The sequence below is a fragment of the Paucibacter sp. PLA-PC-4 genome (genome assembly GCF_026241155.1).
In the GTDB taxonomy this organism is placed as follows: Bacteria; Pseudomonadota; Gammaproteobacteria; order Burkholderiales; family Burkholderiaceae_C; genus Roseateles_E.
In genome coordinates this window covers 1-20820 of the sequence record NZ_JAPFGP010000019.1, presented here as the reverse complement: position 1 = coordinate 20820, position 20820 = coordinate 1, and the positions used below count along the sequence as shown (strand labels likewise).

Annotated in this window: 15 protein-coding genes and 2 pseudogenes; 8 read left to right on the top strand and 9 right to left on the bottom strand. The window is 66.3% G+C overall.

What is annotated here, in order from left to right:
- Positions 1 to 17: 17 nt before the first annotated feature.
- From OOZ63_RS23910 to OOZ63_RS23870, 9 genes are read right to left on the bottom strand one after another with little or no spacing between them, the layout of a single operon-like run.
- Positions 18 to 1280 (bottom strand): DUF4157 domain-containing protein, encoded by a 1263-nt coding sequence (locus OOZ63_RS23910; protein ID WP_266008153.1) that lies wholly within the window; start codon positions 1278 to 1280, stop codon positions 18 to 20.
- Entirely contained in the window at positions 1277 to 4474 is a 3198-nt protein-coding gene (locus tag OOZ63_RS23905; RefSeq protein ID WP_266008152.1) for a DUF4157 domain-containing protein, read from the bottom strand. Before OOZ63_RS23905 ends, OOZ63_RS23910 begins: the two co-directional genes overlap by 4 nt.
- Positions 4471 to 4737 (bottom strand): hypothetical protein, encoded by a 267-nt coding sequence (locus OOZ63_RS23900; protein WP_266008151.1) that lies wholly within the window; start codon positions 4735 to 4737, stop codon positions 4471 to 4473. The genes OOZ63_RS23905 and OOZ63_RS23900 overlap by 4 nt, the downstream gene beginning before the upstream one ends.
- Positions 4734 to 6959 carry an ATP-binding protein gene (locus OOZ63_RS23895; protein WP_266008150.1) on the bottom strand — a complete coding sequence of 742 codons (2226 nt, stop codon included), beginning with the start codon at positions 6957 to 6959 and terminating at the stop codon, positions 4734 to 4736. Before OOZ63_RS23895 ends, OOZ63_RS23900 begins: the two co-directional genes overlap by 4 nt.
- Positions 6956 to 8248, bottom strand: a complete 1293-nt coding sequence (locus OOZ63_RS23890; protein WP_266008149.1) for a DUF4255 domain-containing protein — start codon at positions 8246 to 8248, stop codon at positions 6956 to 6958. Before OOZ63_RS23890 ends, OOZ63_RS23895 begins: the two co-directional genes overlap by 4 nt.
- Positions 8245 to 9282: a hypothetical protein gene (locus OOZ63_RS23885; RefSeq protein WP_266008148.1), complete on the bottom strand. Its 1038-nt coding sequence runs from the start codon at positions 9280 to 9282 to the stop codon at positions 8245 to 8247. Before OOZ63_RS23885 ends, OOZ63_RS23890 begins: the two co-directional genes overlap by 4 nt.
- Positions 9279 to 9995, bottom strand: a complete 717-nt coding sequence (locus tag OOZ63_RS23880) for a hypothetical protein (protein WP_266008147.1) — start codon at positions 9993 to 9995, stop codon at positions 9279 to 9281. Before OOZ63_RS23880 ends, OOZ63_RS23885 begins: the two co-directional genes overlap by 4 nt.
- A gap of 19 nt (positions 9996 to 10014) precedes the next feature.
- Positions 10015 to 10539, bottom strand: coding sequence for a phage tail protein (locus OOZ63_RS23875; protein WP_266008146.1), 525 nt, complete (start codon positions 10537 to 10539; stop codon positions 10015 to 10017).
- A gap of 10 nt (positions 10540 to 10549) precedes the next feature.
- Entirely contained in the window at positions 10550 to 12469 is a 1920-nt protein-coding gene (locus OOZ63_RS23870) for a phage tail sheath family protein (protein ID WP_266008145.1), read from the bottom strand.
- 333 nt (positions 12470 to 12802) lie between these two features.
- Here OOZ63_RS23870 and OOZ63_RS23865 point away from each other — a divergent pair.
- From OOZ63_RS23865 to OOZ63_RS23830, 8 genes and pseudogenes are all read left to right on the top strand, one after another.
- Positions 12803 to 12883 (top strand): annotated as a pseudogene (locus OOZ63_RS23865) (integrase); the annotation flags it as partial.
- Between the two features lie 769 nt (positions 12884 to 13652).
- On the top strand, positions 13653 to 17024 hold the full coding sequence (locus OOZ63_RS23860) for a hypothetical protein (protein ID WP_266008144.1): 3372 nt from the start codon (positions 13653 to 13655) through the stop codon (positions 17022 to 17024).
- 2 nt (positions 17025 to 17026) lie between these two features.
- Positions 17027 to 17467: a response regulator gene (locus tag OOZ63_RS23855; protein ID WP_266008143.1), complete on the top strand. Its 441-nt coding sequence runs from the start codon at positions 17027 to 17029 to the stop codon at positions 17465 to 17467.
- A 10-nt stretch (positions 17468 to 17477) separates the two neighbouring features.
- Positions 17478 to 18704 carry a hypothetical protein gene (locus OOZ63_RS23850; RefSeq protein WP_266008142.1) on the top strand — a complete coding sequence of 409 codons (1227 nt, stop codon included), beginning with the start codon at positions 17478 to 17480 and terminating at the stop codon, positions 18702 to 18704.
- Between the two features lie 557 nt (positions 18705 to 19261).
- Positions 19262 to 19447 (top strand): annotated as a pseudogene (locus tag OOZ63_RS23845) (transposase); the annotation flags it as partial.
- Between the two features lie 103 nt (positions 19448 to 19550).
- Complete coding sequence (locus OOZ63_RS23840) at positions 19551 to 19697, top strand: hypothetical protein (protein WP_266008236.1); 147 nt, start codon at positions 19551 to 19553, stop codon at positions 19695 to 19697.
- A complete protein-coding gene (gene tnpB, locus OOZ63_RS23835; RefSeq protein ID WP_266008233.1) occupies positions 19694 to 20041 on the top strand; it encodes an IS66 family insertion sequence element accessory protein TnpB in 348 nt (115 codons plus the stop codon). Before OOZ63_RS23840 ends, tnpB begins: the two co-directional genes overlap by 4 nt.
- A gap of 65 nt (positions 20042 to 20106) precedes the next feature.
- A complete protein-coding gene (locus OOZ63_RS23830; protein ID WP_266008141.1) occupies positions 20107 to 20742 on the top strand; it encodes an IS66 family transposase zinc-finger binding domain-containing protein in 636 nt (211 codons plus the stop codon).
- Positions 20743 to 20820: the final 78 nt, after the last annotated feature.

Below are 20820 nucleotides of genomic sequence, written 5' to 3'. Positions count from 1 at the left end.
TGCGCTGGGTGGGTCGGTCAGGGCGCGGGCACGGAGCGGCCGCCCTCGCGGTGCTCGGTCGCGCCGCGCAGGCGCTCGCCTTCGATCTGCGCCGCCGTGGCCTCGGCGCGGCGCATGTCGCGGTAGGCCTCGGCCGTCATCACGCGGCGCGGCGGGCCGGGGATCACCACCTCGAAGTTGACCGCGAAGATCCCGCTCTCGACCCCGCGGCCGATGCGCGTGCGCATGTTGATGCGGTGCCCCCGGTCGTTGCGGAAGCGGCGCGAATCCGCGTCTACCACCACGATGCTCGGGTCGGAGAAAAAGTCGCGCAGCACGAGCAGTTCGCGTTGCAGGCCGACGCCATGGACGCCGTTGAACTCGGCGGCCGGCCCCGCGAAGTTGGGGTCCATCGACGGCGTGCCGATGCGGGCGTCGTAGCGGCGCGTGGCTTGGCGCTCGCGCAGGAAGTGCACCAGTGCAATCTGCAGCCCCAGATCCGAACTGGCCAACAGGTCGTCGATGTCCACGTAGCCATCCCGCCAGTTGTCCACATCGATGGTCTCGCGGAAGCCGGTGAGCCTGTTGCCCAGCCGGTTGTGCCGCGTGACCATGCGCATCGGGATGGGTGTCGCGTCGTCGACGAAGGCCTTCATCTGGCGGTCGAACTCGCTCAAGCTGCCACGGGGCCTCAAGGTGGCGTCGAGTGCGCCGGCCACGACCGCGAAATCGAGCCCGGTTGACATCGCGTTCAGCCGGGCGATCAGCTGGTCGATATGCGACATGCCCGAGCCCAGCCCGCGCCCGCCGTCGCGCAGCGGGATCCGGCGCTGCTCGGTACGCGGCGCAGTGTCCAGCGCGGGCATGTCGCCGCCGCGCATGGCGCGGGCGCCGGCCTCTTGGGCCTGCGCCTCCAACGTATCGCCACCCTGCGCCGCGCCGCCCGCGCCAGACTGCTGCACCACGTGCGCCAGCTCGTGCGCGATCAGCTCGCGGCCCTCGGGCGTGCCCGGCGCATAGCGGCCCGCGGCGAAGCCGATGTCGTTGCCCAGCGTGACCGCCTCGGCGCCGCGCATCGCGGTGTGGCGGGCGGCGCCGGCGTCGGCATGCACCCGCACGGCGCTGAAGTCGTGGCCGAAGTGCGGCTCCATCGCGGCGCGCGTGGCGGCATCCAGCGGCTGCCCGGGGCCGCTCGTCGCCCGGCCCTCGACGCGTGGGCCGGCACTCGCGGCTGACGGGCGGGCGCCCACCAGCAGCATGTCGGCGGCGGGGCGGTCTGGGGACTGGCGTTGGCGGCTCACTGCAGGATTCCCGAAAGCACGCGGCCGGCCGGCAGGCCGTCGACGGTGTCGCCGTTCTCGGACACGAAGAAGGTGGAACTCACCACCGTGCCGCGCCAGCGCTGGCCGGTGCGCGTCGCGGCCTGCGTGACTCGCAGTTGCGCCCAGCACGCCGCCCGCACGGACGAGCCGTCGGGCAGCGGGCTGCGCTGGTACACGTGCAGCCCTACCGTGCCGCCCACCGGCACGCCGGAGAGGTTGCCCACCATCACGTACTGGCTGGGGCCCAGCGACGCCCAGCCGTCATAGGCCTTGATGGCCGCCACCAGCAGCTCGATGCTGCGCAGGCGCACGGCGTCCTCCTCGCTGGCGCTGCGTTCGGGCGAGGCCTTCTCGCCTGCGGCCGTGGGGCCGGCGGTGGCCGCGGCGCCCGGGGTCTCGGTACCGCCCTCGCCGGTCTGCGGCGGCGGGCGTTCGCTGGGCGGCGGCGGCACCTCGGGCGATGGGCGCGTGCCGCGGGCACGCACCGCGGCGTCCAGCCTGGCGAGGATCTCCTCGGCCGTGCGCCCGGCACCCGTCGGGCCCAGGCCGGCGATCAGCGCGCTGACGCCGGCGTCGTCAAGGTCCAACGGCACGATCTCGAAGAAGCGGCGCACCACCGCGTCGTCCACCGCCGGGCCGGGGCCGCGGCCGGTCATCGCGTCGAAAAGCCGGCGCACGGCCGGCGGCGCAGCGGCCACCTGGCCGCGGGCTTCGTCCGACAGCGCGGGGTAGGCGCGCCGGGCGTCGCCCACGGCCTTTGCCTGCGGGTCCGACGTGCCACCGCCGTTGGTGCCGGCGGGTGTCGCGGTGGTGGGCGACGTGGAAGGGCCGGCGCCAGGGACACTGCCGGATCCTTGGCCCGCGGCCTTGCCCGGGCTGGTTGACGAGCCGGTTCCCGCACCCTTGCCGGTGCCGCTCTGGTCGGCCCGCGCGGCGTCGATGGCTGCGCACAGGTCCGCGCCGGTCTGTGGAGACGCGCCGGCAGCGCCGCTCGACGACATCTGCGACAGGATCTCGAGGTCCTCCTCGCTAAACTCCGACGCGTTGTCGCGGATGAGCTCCATCGTGCGCTGCGCCAGCGCCTGCTGCAGCGGCGTCATGTTGCCGCTGGGACCGGCCTCTTGCGCCAGCGCGCGCAGCGTGGGGTCGCTCTCGATCAGCGCCCGCATCTCGTCGGTGGGTGGCGTGCCGTTGCGGGTCAGCGCGTCGTAGAGCGCGGACAAAGGGTCGGGGCCTAGGCCCACGCGCGCCTCGGCCCGGCCGCTGGCCAGCAGGAAGACGGCCGCCGCCGCCGATGCCGCCGCCACAGCCCGCGCCGCGGCGGCGCCGGCCACGCGACCCGCGACCTTGGTCCCTGCGGCCTTGGCGGCACGACGCTCGGCCAGGCTGATGACATTCTTCGCTGCTGCCTGCTTGGCCGCCTTGATGGCGACCCGTTGGGCCGCCTTATCGGCGGCCAGCGCGAGCGTGCGCTCACCGGCAATCTGCAAGGCACGCTGCTGCGCCCGCGCGACGGCCGCCGCGGTGAGCGCCGCCGCTGCACCGGTGCCCACCAGCACGGGAATGGTCAGGTCGTCTTCCTCACTCGGCGGGGGTATGGCCGGCTGCGGCTGGCGCACGCCGGTGACCTCGGTCTCCGGCAGGGCCTCGGGCTGGGCCCGCGGTAGCGCCAGGGGAACAGCCTGCCGCTGGCGCTGCTCTTCCTCCTCCTCGCCCTGGCACGGCGTCTTGCTGCAGCCGTAACTCGCGCCGCCCTCCAGGTTCACCTGGAAGCCGAGCTGCACGCGCCGTCTGCCCGGGCGTGAGCTGCGCCCGCGGCCGGTCTTGCATTCCTCGAGCACCTCCGGGCCGGCCGGATAGACCTTGCCGCGCGCGCCTTCGGCATGCACTGCGGCCTCGAAGGCGGTGAACGGCGTCGTGAAGGTGGTGTTCAGCTTGTCCTGCAGGCCCTGGTAGAAGCGCCAGGCCTGCCGCATGCGCTCCGTGGCCATGCTGATGCCGGCGGACTCGATGACGAACTGCTGCGTGGCGTTGAGCCGGCGGTTGGGGTCGACGCGCATGCCGCCGATGCCGGCCAGCCCCTGCGAGATCTGCAGCAGTTGAGGCGCCAGCGGCCGGAGCACGCTGACATAGCCGGCCGCTTCGCGTGCGGCGAGGTCGCAACCGCCCGCGAACTCGGTGCTGCGCGACTTCACCTCCACGACCTCGACGCGCAGCGTGCCGCCGGTGCGCACCTTCATGCCGTCGGCGCGGCCACGGTCTGCGCCGGACTTCTCCGGGTTCGCCGGCGTCCACACCTGCGTGATCCAGTTGCCGGGGAAGGCGCTGGCGAGACCGCGCCTCACGACCAGTTCATCGAGCGCGTAGTTCGCCGCCGCCTTGGTGACCAAGTCCACTAGCGTCCAGCTCGCCTTCAGTCCGCCCGCCCCGCAACCCGGAGCTTGGCCGTCCCACCGCGGCGCATCGCAACTGGTGCGCAGCGGCATGCGCTGCACCTGTGGCAGGCCGCGCTGCTGCACCACGTGCGCCAGCTCGTGCGCCAGCAGGTGCTGGCCGGCGGGCGTGTGCGGCGCGTATTCATTTCGACCGAAGGCCAGGTGCGGCCCGAGTGCAAAAGCCCTCGCGTTGAGCCGGGCCGCGGCGCTGGCGCCGCGGTCGTCCGCATGCACGCGCACGGCGCTGAAATCCTGGCCGAAGCGCGACTCCATCAGGTGGCGCACGGGCGCTTCCAGCGGCCGCCCGGATGCGCGCAGCACGGGCTCGACGGCCGTGGCCGTCGGCGAGGCCTGGCCGCCCGGCGGCTGCGCCCGCGCGCGCCGCAGAGGGCCAGCCGACACCGAGCCCAGCCAGCCGGGCCGGCGCCGCGCCATCACCGCATCGGCGGCGCGATCAGCGGCCTGGTCGTGGGCATCTTCCACGGCCGGGGCCAGCGGCTTGGCCTGCACGCCCTCGGACGGCTCGTCGTCGCAGCTGGCGCAGTGGCAGCCCCGGGCCTTGGGCGCGCTGCCGCTGCACTGGCGCTGCACCAGGGGCACGGCGCTCAGGTCCTGCGCCCACCCCGGGGACGGCGAGCGCGCCGGTCCGCGAGCCCGGGGGGCTGCCGGCGCAAAGCCGGGCATGGCCATGTCCAGTGCCGCGGTCACCGGTTTCAACGCCGTGCGCACCGCGGTCATGGCGCTCTCCCTGGCCCACTGCGCAGGCCCGCGTGCAGTGCAGTGGCAATGCCTTGCCCTAGCGCCGCCTCGCCGCGCGCCGCGGCAACGGCGGGCACGTCGGCCAGCGTGGCGGCGCGGCCACCCTGCTGCAGCCACGGTGCCAGGCGCTGGCCCTGCAACTGCCGGCCCAGCGCCTGGACGATGGCCTGCTGCAGCGCCTCGGCATCGCGGGCCAGTGAGGTGTCCACGACCAGGTGCTCGATGTGCAGTTCCAACCTCATGCCCGCACCCTCTGCACGGCCGGGCCTTCGGCAGCCCGGAAGTCGGCTTCGTTGACGGGCCGGTCCAGCTTGCGCAGCTCCATGCGCGCGGCCTCCAGCACCAGCGGCATGGTCACGTCCGTGCCGGCGCGCGCGGCCAGGAAGGCGGCGTGCAGCGCAATGCTGTGGATGTTGCCTCCGGACAGGCTCAGCCGCGCCAGCCGGTCCACGTCGAGCGCATCCAGCGGTGTCTCGGCGGGGAAGGCGCGCTGCCAGATGCCGCGCCGCTGCGCCTGCGATGGATAGGGGAAGTTGACGATGAAGCGCAGGCGGCGCACGAACGCCGGGTCCAGCGCGCTCTTCATGTTGGTGGCCAGGATGGCCAGCCCGCCGTAGGACTCCATGCGCTGCAGCAGGTAGTCGATCTCGATGTTGGCGTAGCGGTCGTGCGAGTCCTTCACCTCTGAGCGCTTGCCGAACAGCGCATCGGCCTCGTCGAACAGCAGGATGGCGCCGCCGGCCTCGGCCGCGTCGAATACCTCGCGCAGGTTCTTCTCGGTCTCGCCTATGTACTTGCTGACCACCGCCGAGAGGTCGATGCGGTAGAGATCCAGCCGCAGCGCACGCGACAGCACTTCGCTGGCCATGGTCTTGCCGGTGCCGCTGTCGCCGGCGAACAGCGCGCTCACGCCCAGGCCGCGGTTCATGCGCGCTCGAAAACCCCATTCGTCGTAGACCCGGCTGCGTGAGCGCACCTGCGCGGCAATCTGCCGCAGCTGCGCCATCTCGGCCTCGGGCAGCACGATCTGCCCCCAGGTGGCCTTGGCGTCCAGCCGCTGGGCCAGGCGCTCCAGGTGCGGGCGCGTGCCCTGCATGCCGGCCCGCCACAGCGCCGCCTTCAGCGCACGCGCGTCAGCCGGCGGTGTTCCGCGTGCCGTGGCGTGGCCTATGGCCTCGATTTCCGGCTGGCTCAGGTCGAACTGGGCGGCCAGCTGGCCGGCCAGGTCATCGGCCATCGTGGCGACGGGATCGTCCTCCTCGTCGTCTTCGTCGGCCGGCCCTGCTTCGGCCGGCACGCCGCCCAGAGATTCGATCACCTCGCGCCAGGCCTCGCGCTGTTCGCCGGCCGAGGGCTTGGCGATGTCCAGCGTCAGCGCCGCGGGCTCGGGCAGCACCAGGCCGTCGCGGGTGTCCACGATGATGCGCCCCCCGGTGCGCACGAGCAGCCGCGCCAGGCGGGCCGGCGCACCCTCGGGGCCGCCGGAGCGGTCGAGGTCATGTGCATCGACATACAGCATCAGCGGCAGCAGCAGGCTCTCGCGGTGCCAGAGGCGGGCCAGCGTGTCCAGCTCCTGCGGCGCGGCGTTCAGCGCGTCAGCGGACAGGCGGTAGAGGTGCAGGTCCAGCGCCGCGGCGCAGGCGCCGGCGACCTGGCGCTTGCTGTCGCGGTGGGCGCCGCGCAGCACCGCCACGCGCGCCGCCGGCCAGGGCAGGCCGGCACCCTGCGGGGGGGCGTCCAGCGCCTCCCGCAAGGCTAGCGCGGCGGCCTGCTGCGACGTTGGCAGCTGCTCCACCGGCGGGCGCGGCATGCCCACCAGCAGCGGGGCGAGGCGGTCGTCCAGGTGGTTCAGGCCCTTGACGAAGTTGACGATGCGCTCGTCGGCCCGCAGCGCGCTGGCGGTCAGCGCGCGGCCGGCCGGCTGGCTGATCTCCACCAGCCGCCAGTAGCGCAGCGGCCGCTCGGGCGACAAGGCCTCCCAGGCCGGGCCGTCCAGCAGCGCCATGGCCAGCGCGAAGCTGGGGTGGTCGCGCTCGGGCTGGCGCTGCGCAGCGGCGCACAGGCCGGCGATGCCGGTGTCCAGCTCGTTGGCCACGCACAGCAGCAACACCTGGCGCTCGAAGTCCGACAGGCCAAAGCGCTGTGCCAGCATGACCAGCGCGGGCGGTGGGTCGCCGTCGGCACCGTCGAAGGCCGCCTCGGGCGGCAGTGGCGTGGGCTCACCGCCCAGCAGCGGCTGCTCGCCCGGTCCGGTCACGGTGGGGTGGGGCGAGCGGCGCAGGAAGGCCAGCGGCCCGCGCGCCGGGGCTCGCGGCGGCTCGCTGGGCGCGGGCGCGGGCGCCGCCGGGCGCTGGGCAGGCGCCTGAGCCGCCTGCGTGGCGCGTTCCAGCCGGCGGCGCAGGTCAGCCAGCGCGGCGCCCAGATAGGCGTCGTTTCGGGCCTGCCAGTCTTCGAGCGTGATCATGTGATGGTCACCCGTTGCGCGTCGTCGAACACGAACTGGCCGCTGACCGGGTCCAGTGCCACGGGCTGGCTGAGCGCGCCGTCCACGCGCAGCCACACCAGTTGCGCGGTAAGCGCGGGCGCAGGGTCGATGACGAAGCTCAGCGTGTCGGTCGCGGCGACGCGCGGCTCGGCCGGCACTTCCAGCTCGTCGATGCGCAGGCTGACCGCCTGCAGCGGCTGCACCTGCGGGCGGCAGGTCACGCCCAGCGTCGCCACGCCGGCCACGCGAGCAACCGGGTTGGGCGTGATGGCCATGATGCGCGGCGCCAGCAGCAGCGGCCACACGGGCGACTCGCTGGTGCGGCCGTCGCGCGTGGCAGCCAACACCACGCTGTAAAGGCCTGCGGCCCAGTCGGTCTGCGCGGCGGCATCGTCCGGCAGGTCCAGCGCCAGCTCGTTGGGCCGGGCCTGCGGGTCGGTGACCGGCCAGGGCACGGTCCATTCGATCAACGGCCGCTGCGGGTGCGTCAAGCGCAGCACCACGCTGTCAGCGGCCAGCGGGCTGGTCTGCACGATGAGCCGCGCGCCGAGCTGAGGCGCACGCAGGCTGGGCGGTCGCGGCTGGCGTGCGGCGCTGTCGGGCCAGCCCACCCAGGCATCGCCCAGCTGCGGGAGTGTGCCAAGCCGGGTGTCGACGCCGCGGTCCTGCTCGCCGCGCCGCAGCACCGGCAGCACCGGCGCGGCACGCTCCAGCGCATCGATCAGCACGACGCTGGCATGGCACACCAGCGACAGCGCATGCGGGGTTTGCACCAGCACAGACCAGAGCTTGGACAGCTCGTCCAGCGACAGGCCCACGGGGGTGAACTTCACGCGTTCGATGCTGTCGGCCAGGTCGGAGTCCTGCAGCGGCGTGCCCATACTGGCGATGGCGTCGGCAATCTGCTGCGCGGTGAGTAGCGGGCGGGCGTGCAGGTCGCGCGCCACGGCGCCCAGCATGCGGTCGGGCTCGAGCTCGCTGTCGTCGCCGTAGAAGCTCACCAGGTAGCGCAGCTCCAGCGCCGCCTGGGGGCGCGCCACCAGCCGGCCGTCGCTGCCGCTGCGCGTGGGCAGATCGGCATTGCGCAGCCCGGCGTGCGGCAGCACCTGGTAGAGATAGACATGCACGCGCCGCGCGCTGCTGCCGGCCGTGGGCGGTTGCGGGCGGCCGTAGCGCAGGTCGGTGCCCGAGACGGCGTCGCTGGCCGACCGGAACACGAGCTGGCCCAAGGCCGCCGTGACGGTGGCGATGGCCAGGTGGTTGCTCACCGTGCGCCCCCCGTGCCGCCGCTACTGCGTCGGGGGGCGGCGCCGCGTTGCAGTAGGTAGTCGTTCAGGCTCAGTGCGGGGGGGCGCACGGGCGCCTTGACGCGCGTGGCCGGCAAGGGCGCCGCTGCTGGCGCCGCGGCGCGGACCTCCACGCGGCCGATGCTGACGTGCACCGTGGGCCCGGCGGCCAGCGCAGCGGCGTCCCGCCCTTCGGCCCGCGGCGGCGATGCCTGCACCTGTTGCACCAGGGCCGGCACGAGCAGGCGGCGCGGTTCGGCGTCGACCAGGCTGCCCTGCGCGGGCGGCGCGGGGGGACGCGTTTCGGCGGGCCTGTCAGCTGCTGGCGGCACCTGGGCCGCCCGAGGCGCCAGAGTCTGTATTGCCAGGCGTGCCGGGGGCGGGTCGCTGCGCTGCTCGTCGACGGGATCGGCACGACGCGACGCGCCAACGTGTCCACGGCGCGGGGCAGGCTCGGCCTGGGGTGTCCAACGCGGCAGCAAGGCGGGCTGCGCGAGGGCCGGGCGGTGCACCGGCGGCACGTCGTTCACCAGCGGTACGGCCACAGGCTGCGGCACGACCGCCACCGTGTCGACTGGCGGCATCAACCCGACGCGCTGGCCGGCAGCCGCGTGGCACTGGACCTCGGGCGCGGCTGGGCGATGCTGCTGTTCAACCACCGCAGGGCCGGCTGGACTCGACGCCGGCTCGGCGGCGGGAACGAACGCGGTGTGATGCCCGGTGCTCGCAGAGGCGGCATCAGCATGGGCTGGCTCAAGCGGCGTTGCAACCTGGGCCGGCGCGGGCGGCGTGGCGGGCGCCGGACGGCGCTGGACGATGGGCAACGGCAACGGCTCGCCCGCCACTGTGACGACCGGCGCCTGGAAGTCGGTTGCCGGCGCCATGCCCGGATCAACCGCACGCCAGCCCGGCTCCACCGGCGACTCCGGACGCTCGAACGGCCCCGGCAGCCGCGGCTGCAGAACCGGCAGCAGCGAGCGCTCGCGCAACGCCAGAGCATGCAGGAAGCGCGTCACACCGGGGCTCCGATCAGTTCAAGGTACGCCTGCCGCCGCATGGGGCTCAGGCGCAGGATGTCGGCCTCGCTCCAGCCATAACGGCTGGCCAGCACATGCACGCGGGCGAGCATGCGCTGCGCCCAATGGTCCAGTTCGACCCACAGGTGCAGCACGATGTCGAAGCGCTGCTGGAAGGCTGCACCACAAGCCGGGCATTGCAGGTCCAGCAGCACTTCAGCCTGCGCGTCGGCCTGCGCCAGCGCCTGCGAGGCCGCCACCCGTTGCGGCTTCTCCATCACCAGCGCAACGTCGTCCACGGAGGCCACCTGGCAACGCTGCAGCAGATGCAGCTCGGCGTCGGCGCCGTAGGCCAAGCCCTCCAGCGCCAGCAGGTCCTGGCTGTCGGGCACGCGCAGTCGCAGGCCCGGCCAGGGCTCGCATTCATCGCCCGCGCTGGCATGCGGCGCGCGCACATCGTCGGTGTCGAACGCCAGCTCCACCCGCTCACCGCAGGCCGGGCACTTGCCCAGGCACTGCAGGCGGTTGCCGAACAGCGCTTCCCGCAGGCTCAGCAACCAAGCGTCGCGCTGGCCGATGGGCGCGCACGCCAGCGTGCCGGCCGCCAGCCCCGGCCAGGCGCAGCCCAGCAGCAGCAGTCCGCGGGCGGCGGGCGAGGCGTGCAGGCCTCGCTCCCACACCTGCAGCAGTGCGGTGGCGTCGGGGGTGTGCATGGCCTGCGACCGGGTGTGCTCAGGCCGGCTCGGTGAAGGTGGGCTCGGACGGTTCGGCGACTTCGTAGTCGCGTTCCCAGCCCTCGTTCTCGAGCTTGATGCTCTGGATCAGCACCGCGTTGGCGTTGGCGTCGAGGTCGGCTTGGGCCTGGAACTCGGACACCCAGGCGCGGTAGACCTTGTAGGCCAGCACCAACTGGCCGGTCTCGTTGTAGACCTCGATGATGATGTCTTTGCGGAAGTCCTTCAGCGCCACTTCCGCGCCCAGGCCGGAGCCGTAGTTCCAGACCTTGTTGGCCCACTGCTCGAAGTCCTTGTCATGGGTGACGCCGCGCTCCAGAGAGATGGCCTCGTACTCGGTGCGGCCCGGGGACTTGCGGCTGCTGCTGGGGTCACCGCCCTCGCGGTGCTTGACGACTTCGGTTGTGCGCTTGAGAGCGCCCACCTTGCTGATGCCGGCCACGTATTTGCCATCCCACTTGACGCGGAACTTGAAGTTCTTGTACGGGTCGAAGCGGGTCGCGTTGACGGTGAATTGGGGCACGGTGGTCTCCTCAAGCGGGGGTCTGGCCAGCGATCTGCTGCAAGCGGATCACGACGAACTCAGCCGGCTTGAGCGGCGCAAAGCCGACGGCGATGTTCACGATGCCCAGGTCGATGTCTGCCTGCGTGGTGGTGTCCTTGTCACACCGCACGAAGTAGGCGTCCCGCGGCGATGACCCCTGAAACGCCCCCTGGCGGAACAGGCCCTGCATGAAGGCGCCCACGTTCAACCGGATCTGTGCCCACAGCGGCTCGTCATTGGGCTCGAACACCACCCACTGCGTGCCGCGGTACAGGCTTTCCTCGATGAACAGAGCGGTGCGGCGCACCGGCAGGTACTTCCATTCGTCGGCAAGCTGGTCGGCCCCGCGCAGCGTGCGAGCGCCCCACACCACGCGGCCGGCCACCGGGAAGGCGCGCAGGCAGTTGATGCCCAACGGGTTGAGTTCGCCGTTCTCCAGGTCGGTGAGGTTGACTTCCAGCTGGGGGACGCCATTCATGGTCGCCTCCAGCCCGGCGGGCGCCTTCCACACGCCGCGCTGCGTGTCGGTGCGCGCGATGACGCCGGCCACCACGCCGCATGGCGCAAAGGTCTCCAGGCGGTTCTCGCGCAGCAGGTTGGGCTGGCGCACGCGCGGGAAGTACACGGCCGCGTTGCGGCTGCGAACTGGCGGGAAACCGGCGCTCACCGCGTCCTTCACTGCCTGCTTGGCGGTCCAGCTGCTGGGCGGGTCGATGAGGTGCACCGCGCGACGCTTCTCGCAGTAGGCGGTGGCCGCGCTCAGCACCACGTCGTCGACATCGAAGTTCACCGCGTCGCTGGTGGCGTAGGGCGGGATGCACAGCAGATTGAAGAGGTCGGCCTGTTCCAGGGCATAGAGCCCGCGCTTATCGGCCTCGCCGCCGGCGGGCAGAAAGTCCGCGGCGGTGAGATGGCCGCCGTCGGAGGCGGCCTGCAAGGCGGTTTCACGCGCCGTGACGAGCGCCGCGACCGCGTCGTCGTAGGCCTCCTTGGCATCGTCCACGCCGCTGCCGGCGATCTGCGCCGCAGTCCAGGCGGCCTTGGCGTCGGCCACGTCGTCCTCGGCCTCGCTCACCGGATCCATCACCGCAGTCACGGCGGGCGCCGCGTCGGGGTCCAGCGTGCCGCGCCAGCGCAGCAGCGTCGAGCCCTGCGCTAGCACGCGGTCGATGCGGCGGGCACTCTCCACGGTGGTGAGGTTGGCGAAGCGTTCGCTGGCACCGCCGGGCGAGGCGTCGCGCACGGTGAGATTGAAGATGAGCGACTTGGCCACGCCGAGGGCGGCAGCCACTTCGTCGGCGATGTCATCGGTGTCCACCACCACGCGCAGGTTGCCGCCCCAGCGGCCGGGCGACGCGGCCACCAGCAGCAGGCCTCCGACATCCAGCGCGGCCGACGCGGGCGCAGCGGCAACCCGCGCGGCGGCGGTCACCTGCTCCACCGTGGCGCCGTTGACGGCCGCGGCGGCGGCCGCGGCGGCGGCAACCGCTGCGGCCGCCGACAGGGCCGGCTCGTCTTCATATGTCGCCGCTTCGGTCTGCGCTGCGGTGGCGGCGGCGGCGGCATTGGCCCCAACGGCTGCCGCTGCGGTGGCCGCCGCGGCATCTTCAGCCACAGCCTGGTCCTCCTCGCTGCCGTAGCTCGGGTGATGCAGCCGCACGATGATGGCCTGCGATCCGCCGTTCAGGAAGAAGTCGCGCACCGCGTAACCTAGCTGGCTCTTCAGCCAGAGCCCTCCGAACTGGCGCTCGAAGTCGCCGAAGCCGTTGACCAGCACGGCCTTGCTGATGGGCCCGCGGGCGGCGCGACCAACGAAGGCGGTGATGGACGTGGCCACCGCGCTGATCGCGCGCACGCCGCTCGGCACTTCCTCGATGTAGACGCCGGGGTAGCTCAACGTGGATGGCATGGGTGTCTCCTGGCTCGGCGGCGGAACGCGGGGAATGCGACCACGAGTGCAGGCGCCGGCCAAGCCCACTGTGCATCACGCTGCGGTTCCTGCGCCGGGGTCCGATGGGGCCTTGGCGGAACGCGCTATCGAAGCGCCAACGTACGATAGAACTCGGATCGGCAAGCCTCTATCCCTAACTGCACAGCATGTAGTCAATGTTGTGTAGAGTCACGATCGGGTCGGACCGCGAAGCAAACGGGTATCGGCTGGGCCCCAGGGTCCGCCCGACTGATCGGGGCGTGACTCGCCGAAGCCAGCCCTCCTGAATGCGGTCACTCGCGACCGGCTGCAACCAGCCTGGAGTCGACGGTGCGGTACTTGGGGATCGAGATCGATGACGCCCGCGAAATCGCCGAACAGACGGAGATCTGAAGACTGAAGGAGCGCCTGGCCCTGCAAGCCGGCTGGGGCAGGCGTCGTCAATGGCGGCAATGTGGTTGCGCGACAAGCAGGAGCTTCCGGCCATACGCGGACGTCCGCGAACGTCGGCTCTGCGACCGCCGGCCACGCGTGAACTGCGCCACGCCAACCGGTAGTGTCTGCACATGCCCCCTACCAGGATTCGAGCGCCAACCGTCCTTGCCTATCACGGCGTCAATACCCGTACCAACAGCCAAGTGCTGGCCAACGCAGCAAGCCCTGACGCCACGCACCGCCCCGACCACTAGGGCTTGCTGGCATCCGCGAACGAATGCCTTCGGTGCTTGTCACGGGTTGCATCAGCGCCGGCGCTCTTGGCCCAGGCTCCCTCTAACTGCCTCCCACCTCTTGGCTTGACCACAGCGGGCCTGAGTTCAACTGTTCGCGATCGCAAACGCGCATTGCGCCACGTCGCGTTGGGCACAACAGGCCCACCTAAAAGCCGTGGTGCGCCATCACGCACGACTAGTTCAAGCTCTCTCCTTTGGGTCCCGGTAGGTGATACTCAAAGCAAGGAGCACAAGCATCGCAACAAAAGCGAGCAGAACAACATATGACTGAATCCACTCGACGCACTCAACCTCGGGCAGGCGGTAAAAAGAGCAACCAACCAGAAAGCGCCCCGGCGAAAACGAAGAGCGCTTCTAAGCCAACAACACCTCTCGCGCAGATTCGCGGAGCCGTTGGCCATCGTGATCTTTGGAGCCCAATTCACTCAGCTATGAGTGCCGTTAAGTCTCGGGCCCCGGCGCACCAGTTCCCCAGACTTCAGATGCTTGCGCGAATAAGTCCAATGCTGGGCGCGGCAAACCCCGCAGTAAACGTCCGCCAAGGAAAGAGTGCGCTCCGAGCTGTGCCGCCACTTGATACCACGAAGCTCGGACGGGAACTACTCTGGGCCGCGTTGAATCTAGCACAGGTCCGGACAACCATTCAGGAATATAGCATTCTGAAAGAGGAGTATTTAAATCTACTTCTTACGAACAGATTTGTTGAAGCCATCCTTACCCTCAACAAGATCGACAAGATTGCGGGCGCTAGTCTATGGTCCGTCGAGAATCGTATTGCGCTACTCGGCCAAGCCCATGGTTTCCATGAACAGCGCGGCTTCGTGCAAACACTAGGAAACAAGTACAAGAAATCGTTTCTTTCGTTCTTCGCCGCCAACGTAAGTGAGCGAAATGAGACGAGCGTTTCACTAGCCGGCTACGAAATTAGGCTTCGAAGTCGGGCTACGCATTGGGACGTAGAGCCAAGCCACAAGCGATATATCTTCTACAAACTTCTTGGAGAGTTGCCGCAAACTGAAACCGCTTTCGCGGAAATTCTCGCATTCGAAGCGGCCAGTTCCCCTATCGATCTATATGAGACATTTTTGTCCATAATCTCTTCATTAGCCGACCGACCGGATAGGCGAGGCATTGTCCTTGAGGCTGTGGAAATCTTGTTCGAGCTGAACAGCAAGGAGATGTCCATGCTGAGAATCCTCTTGGACTTGAGCCCGAGACCTGCTCCAACCGCGAGCCCTCAGCATCTCGAACACTACTTGGCAGGACGACTACCTGAGGCCGCAGAACTGGCTAAGCGCGATCTGGATGACTCGCCAGTCGACGGCTTGGCACTCATAATTCTCTCCTATATACAGGCTCTCGGCGCACCCAGCACGTTGCCGCGCGGGAGCATTCCCGCGAGCCTAATTGAACTCCACTCAAAACTCCTAACTCACTCCGAAGAAAGCGATGACGCCGCCGCAGAGCTAGAAAAGGTTTGCCTCAATTTCCGCTCTCTCCCGTATTCAATGTTCCTTAGAAGATGGTTGAAGAATCGTCAACTTGGTAGCGTCTATAAGTTTGATACCGAAACTTTGGTGCGGGGCGGCGTCCCGGTGTCAATGCTACGGCCAGAATTGCTCTTGCTCGAGAATCAAGGAGAAAAATCACCTGCCTTAATTGAGTATCTGCGACTTGAGCAGGGGCAAGAAACGCGCACACAATACCTAAGCCCTGAGAATGCAACGCTTGCGATCACACTTGGCCTTCGTGGACGGCGAAAACATGCTGATGCATTGCTAGCAATAGATGGTCTTGAAAATTCAAAAAGTGAACTTTTCCGGCTATGGGGACGCGTCCTTCATGCATGGCTACTTTTCGAGGACGGAGACGTTGAGAATTCTATTGAAGCGTCTGTAGACATCGCAGTCGAGGCATTATGGATGACGACCGTCCTACCACTGATGAATGCTATCAAAACCAGGGGGTTTAAAGACCTAAAGGCGATGCAGCGCCGGGCCTCCCTGCCAATTGCGTTCTTCCTCTACGGTCACTTTGCTCGAGCAAATGATAAGGATGTGGCACTCAAGGTTTCATGGAAGCAATTCCTGAAGGCGCACGGGGTTACTTTGCCTTCAGCGATGCCTGGTCTGCCTGAAGACCAGAACAGCGCACACGTAATTTTCTTTCTTCGGAACGTTTGCTCTCAAGAAGTCATGGAAATGGGCGTCGATTTCCGTAGTCCGCAAGATCTTGACCGAGAGCGACTAAGAATATGCGTGATGCTTTCGCACCTCGATACGGATAACAGCACGTTGTATGAAGAGGAGATCATTGAACTGAATCGCAGGCTGTCAATCGAGGAAGGTGTCAAGCAGGTCGAATCTTCGCGGGTATATGTCGACGTACTTGGGCTTGAGCGTTGGTGCTTCACCAACCTTAACGAAACCTTCCTTCGATATCTTGCGTACGCTGGCGACAAGCTGGCCGAAAGTGTTAACGAAGTCGAACGAGGGTTGCAAGTTATTCTCAAAAGTCGGGGCAACATTCGAGAGATCAGCGACTACCTAGCAAACTACGATATTACGGCGGACTCTCTGTTGGCAGACTTTATCGAGGAATGCTGTACAGGATTCATGACGCTCCCGCGACATGGGCTGGATGCTTTTCTAGGATCGCGTGTGCGTCACGGGTCGCTGGAAGGCGTTTTTCGGAGCCCATTGGAATCGGCTCGATTGGTGACAAAGAAGAGCGCAAGCACCGGTGACTACACTAGTAATTCGTTCTGGATTGATGAAATACAAGACCCCTCCGCACAGTCACGAGCAGACTCGCTACTGCGTTCGTTTTCGCGATCAATCGATGACCTGCTGGATAAGGCCGTTACCGAGCTCCTATATGTCCGAACAGATGCCAAGCAGCACGGACTGATTTGGATGTTTGGCACGGAAGAGGAACGGCGCCAGCATTTGTCCCGGTGGGTGATTAACGCGAAGTTCCGCCTATCTCAAGGCTACTCGCTGGAGCAGCTAGTCCGATACTGTGCCTACGATTTGTTCTGGCCAACCTTGTCCCGCAACCTAGATTTGGTTCAGGACTACATGCGCTCAACGCTCTCCGGCGAGATCTGTCGACGACTAGATGAACTCAGTGCTTCGATCCAACCCGGAATGGCCGCCCCTCAGGTAACAGCGTTTAGAAGTCACGTCCATACCGCAAAGGACTCAATCAATGCAGCGGGTGAAAAACTAGCATCTTGGTTTCACGTACCTAGTGAACCTGAGCAGTTGTCCGCATACGACCTTCGCACGGCGATGGAGATCGGAATTGGTTCGGTAAGAACAATTCGCCCGGGCTTCGATCCCGATGTGGCGTGGAGCATCGACCCTAGAGCGAATATCGTTGTCCATCGCGAAGCGCTTGAGATTATCAATGATGCCGCCTATCTAATTTTTGGGAATATCAGCAAACACTCGGGATTTGTGGACTCCCAAATTGGGCGCTCGACCGCCTCGCAGGTCGACATCGCGATCGAATGGGTCGAACCAAATGCAATCTCTGTAACCGTCATCAGCGATGTATCTCCATTGACCGACCTCGCGATCATCGAAGAGAAGGTCTCGAAAGCCAAAGCAGAAATACAGGCACGTAAATTTGAGGAAGCGACCAAACGCACGAAAGGCTCGGGACTTGTTCGATTGGCATTTCTGCTAAACCACGAAGGAAGCGCTGATCGCTCAGTAGATTTCGGGCTTCAAAGCGACCGCAAGTTCTTGGCAAAATTCTCCGTTCCGGTATACATGCTCAAACTTGAACGGGACTAAGCATGAAACTTTTATTGATTGAGGACGACAAGCCCAAGCAGAACCAGATCCTAGATCTTCTAAGCTCAGAGATGCTTCAAATTGACCATGCGGCATCAATTAACGAAGCCATTCGCTACTTAGACGACGGGGTCTACGATTGCATACTCCTCGACATGTCGCTTCCGACATTCGACGCGTCTGTTTCTGGTGGCCGCCAACAGGACCTGGGGGGGAGGCAAATTCTCACATACATGTGGGAAATGGAAATTCCGTCGCGGGTGATGCTGGTGACTCAACTGCGTGGTTTCAGAAACCTTAACGGTGATGAGACCTCGCTCGCAGAGCTGGACATGCAACTTCGCCAGGAGTTTCCCGGCTTATATGCTGGATATACGCACTTCCATCACAGCACCGGAGCGTGGATGACAGCAATCACGGGGTTCATAAAGAGCAATGATTAATATACTAGTCGTGGATGACAAGCCAAATCGATACTCGGATCTTATTCAACGGGTATTAAACTCAAGCACGGTAAAGGACGCGAACTTTCGGTCTTCCACCAATGTCCAGGACGGTCTTGCACAGCTCAGGCAAACCAGATTCGATCTCGTTGTCGTCGATATGCTCCTACCTGAGACCGCATGGAGTGAGCAAATTGATGAGGGTGGCGCTGTACTTCTTGAATACATTCAAGAGGACGACGATATCAAGCTGCCAGCCTATCTTGTGGGGATTACCGCGGCGGCTGAAGTATCCCCTCGAGTTGAAAAGATCTTTGCTTCAAACCCTTGGCAGCTACTTAGGACGGCGAAAGGTGGCGGCGCGTGGGAAGAGCAATTAGAACGTCTTATCACACATGCGTATCTCAACGAAACTCGTACTCAGCAAGTAGCTTACGAGACCGATGTATGCATCATTACGGCTCTTCGGACACCGGAGTTTGAAGCTCTAAGAGACACGGCATTGCGCCTTGAGGAAAGCGTCCCTATCGATCCGACTAGCTTCGCTACGATCGGATCTCTTCAAACTCCTAAAGGCCCATTGAGTGTGGTCGCCGCAAGTTGTTTGAGGATGGGATCCACTGAAAGCGCACTTCTCTCGTACAAGTTGATTGAACGCTTTCGCCCGAGGATGCTAGTTATGATTGGCATCTGCGCTGGATATGAGCCAAACGTAGACTATGGTGACCCCATCCTCGCGACGCCAGCGTGGGACTACACGTGCGCTAAAATCAGTGACGACGGTAACGGGCATCGAGAAATTACGCACGCGCCCGACTACATCGCGGTAGACAGAGAAGTGGTGGCGAAGTTCGAACAACTGAAACAAGACCGCGCGTTCTTTCAGAAGCTCCACGAACAATGGAGGGGTGAGAAGCCTCGCAGCTTGTTTCCCACGCTTCATATCGGTCCGTCAGCAACCGGCCCCGCGGTTATCGCAGATGCAAGCGTGTTTCAGGAAATTCGGTCCAAACAAAACCGGCAAACAATCGGCCTCGAGATGGAGGCGTACGGGGTGTACTGCGCAGCGAGAATGGCCTGCCGCCCCCGCCCGGTTTCGTTCAGCGTCAAGTCGGTTTGCGACTTTGGGAGCTTTCTCAAAGATGATAAGTATCAAGCTTATGCAGCCTACACAAGCGCAAGCGTCGCAACTGAGTTCTTAATGCGGTATGGGCGCGATGTCGTTGATTCAATGTAGTCCCTATCCACCTCAGCACGATGTTTACCTGGCATGCAGATGTCCCTTGCGAAATCCTTTTCTACCCGATGAGGATGTCGCTTAAAAGAACAAAAGGCCCCAAGCCAGCACTACTGGATTGCCGAAGCTCGATCGTCAAGCCGCGGGCCTTGTCTTCAATTTGGCCGGCAGCTTCGGGGCGATGAGATCAGAGCAGCCGCCGTCGCATTAGGGTCGGTACCGCCAGTTCGTTGATCGCGAGAGCTGTCGCTGACCTGCGCGCCGCGCTGGGTCTCGGCCGTCCGAAGCTCAGTTTCTGCTGAAGTGCAGGTCCGGGAGGTGCAGCGGTCATTCAGCCATCGATCGGGCCAATGACCGGTACTGGCGGCTGCAGCTGATGGCCCGCCAAAACTCAATGGCTGCAGACAGCCTGTGGACTAAGCCGCTCGCGGGGCAGCCGCTCCGGCGGCAGTGTGCCCAAAGCCGTAGTTCATCATTGAACCGTAAGCGTGGCCCCAAGGCCCCATTGCGCCGGAGTCAGCCCATGAGCACGATCAGGTAACGGCACCCACGCTTGGATGTGTGCGCGTAACCCGATAGATGCACACATGAACAAGCGAGTCAGCAAGCCCCAAGACATTCGGCGCCGGCATGCCGAAGAGTTCAAGCAATCGCTGGTGCAACGCACCCTGGAGCCCGGTGCATCGGTGGCAGCCATTGCGCAGCAAGCCGGCGTCAATGCCAACTTGCTATTCAACTGGCGGCGACTGCACCTGCAAGCTCAGCCACCGAACACTTGCCAAAACGGCCCCCCCGGTTCTGCTGCCTGTCACTGTGGTGGCTGCAGAGGATCCAGTTGCGGCATGCGTGCCGACGCCCTCGGGCCCGCCACCACGCACCGCACCGGCGGGCACCATCGAGATCGACATCAACGGCGCCCGTGTTCGCCTGCGTGGCCCGGTGGACGAGGCCAGCATCCGCATCGTGCTGCGCGGGTTGGCCAGCGTCCAATGATTGGCCTTCCTTCAGGCACCCGCGTGTGGATCGTGGCCGGCCACACCGACCTGCGCAAGGGATTCGATGGCCTGGCAGCGCTGGTGCAGACTGCACTGGCGGAGAACCCGTTCAAGGGCCACGTCTTCGTCTTCCGAGGCCGGCGCGGCGACATCATCAAGGTGCTGTGGTTTGACGGCCAGGGCCTGATGCTGCTGGCCAAGCGGCTGGAGCGCGGGCGCTTCGTCTGGCCGCAAGCCACGTCGGGCAGCGTGTCGCTGACACCCGCACAGTTGTCCATGCTGCTGGAGGGCATCGACTGGCGCATGCCGGTGAGAACGCACCATCCGGAACTGGCTGCATAGCGAGTCGGTGGCAAGCTCTGCGGGGCAGTACCAATGGTCAAGGGAGAGCCCCTATCGCAGACTCGATGCCTGTGTCGACGCCCACCCATCCGACCCCCACGATCGACTCGCTGCTGCGGGTCATTGAGGCTCGCGACTCCGAGGTAGCGCTGCTCAAGCTGATGGTCGACAAGCTCAAGCTGCAACTGCTGCGCCGCCTGCGCTCCGAGTTCGGCACCTCCAGCGAGCAACTCGACGCCCAGATCAACCTGATTGACATCGGCGCGACGCCAGCACCGCTTGCAGCCGTTGCACCCGCCAAGACCAATGCGGCGAACGCGCCCGAGATCGACCGCAGTCTGCCGGCCCACCTGCCGCGCGAAGCGCAAGTCCACCGGCCCGACACCACTGCCGCACACCATGACACCGCAGGCCAGCGCTGCGGCTGCTCAGCCTGCGGCGGCCGTCTGCGCCAGATCGGGCAGGACGTCTCCGAGCAACTCGAGTACGTGCCATCGCACTTCAAGGTGATCCGCCACGTGCGACCCAAGCTGGCGTGCGTGAGCTGCCAGTCGATCTTCCAGGCCGCAGCGCCGAGTCGTCCTATTGCGCGTGGCATCGCCGGGCCCGGGCTGATCGCCCATGTGATGGTCTCCAAATACTGCGACCACATCGGCGCGCGTCAAGCTACCTGTCGCCTCATTCATGCAGCCAATGGCTGAGTATTTCGGGAACGCGAGGCCGCAGTGACGACCGATTCGCGCTCCGGGTTGAGCGTGACGGCCGTGACGTGCGACCAG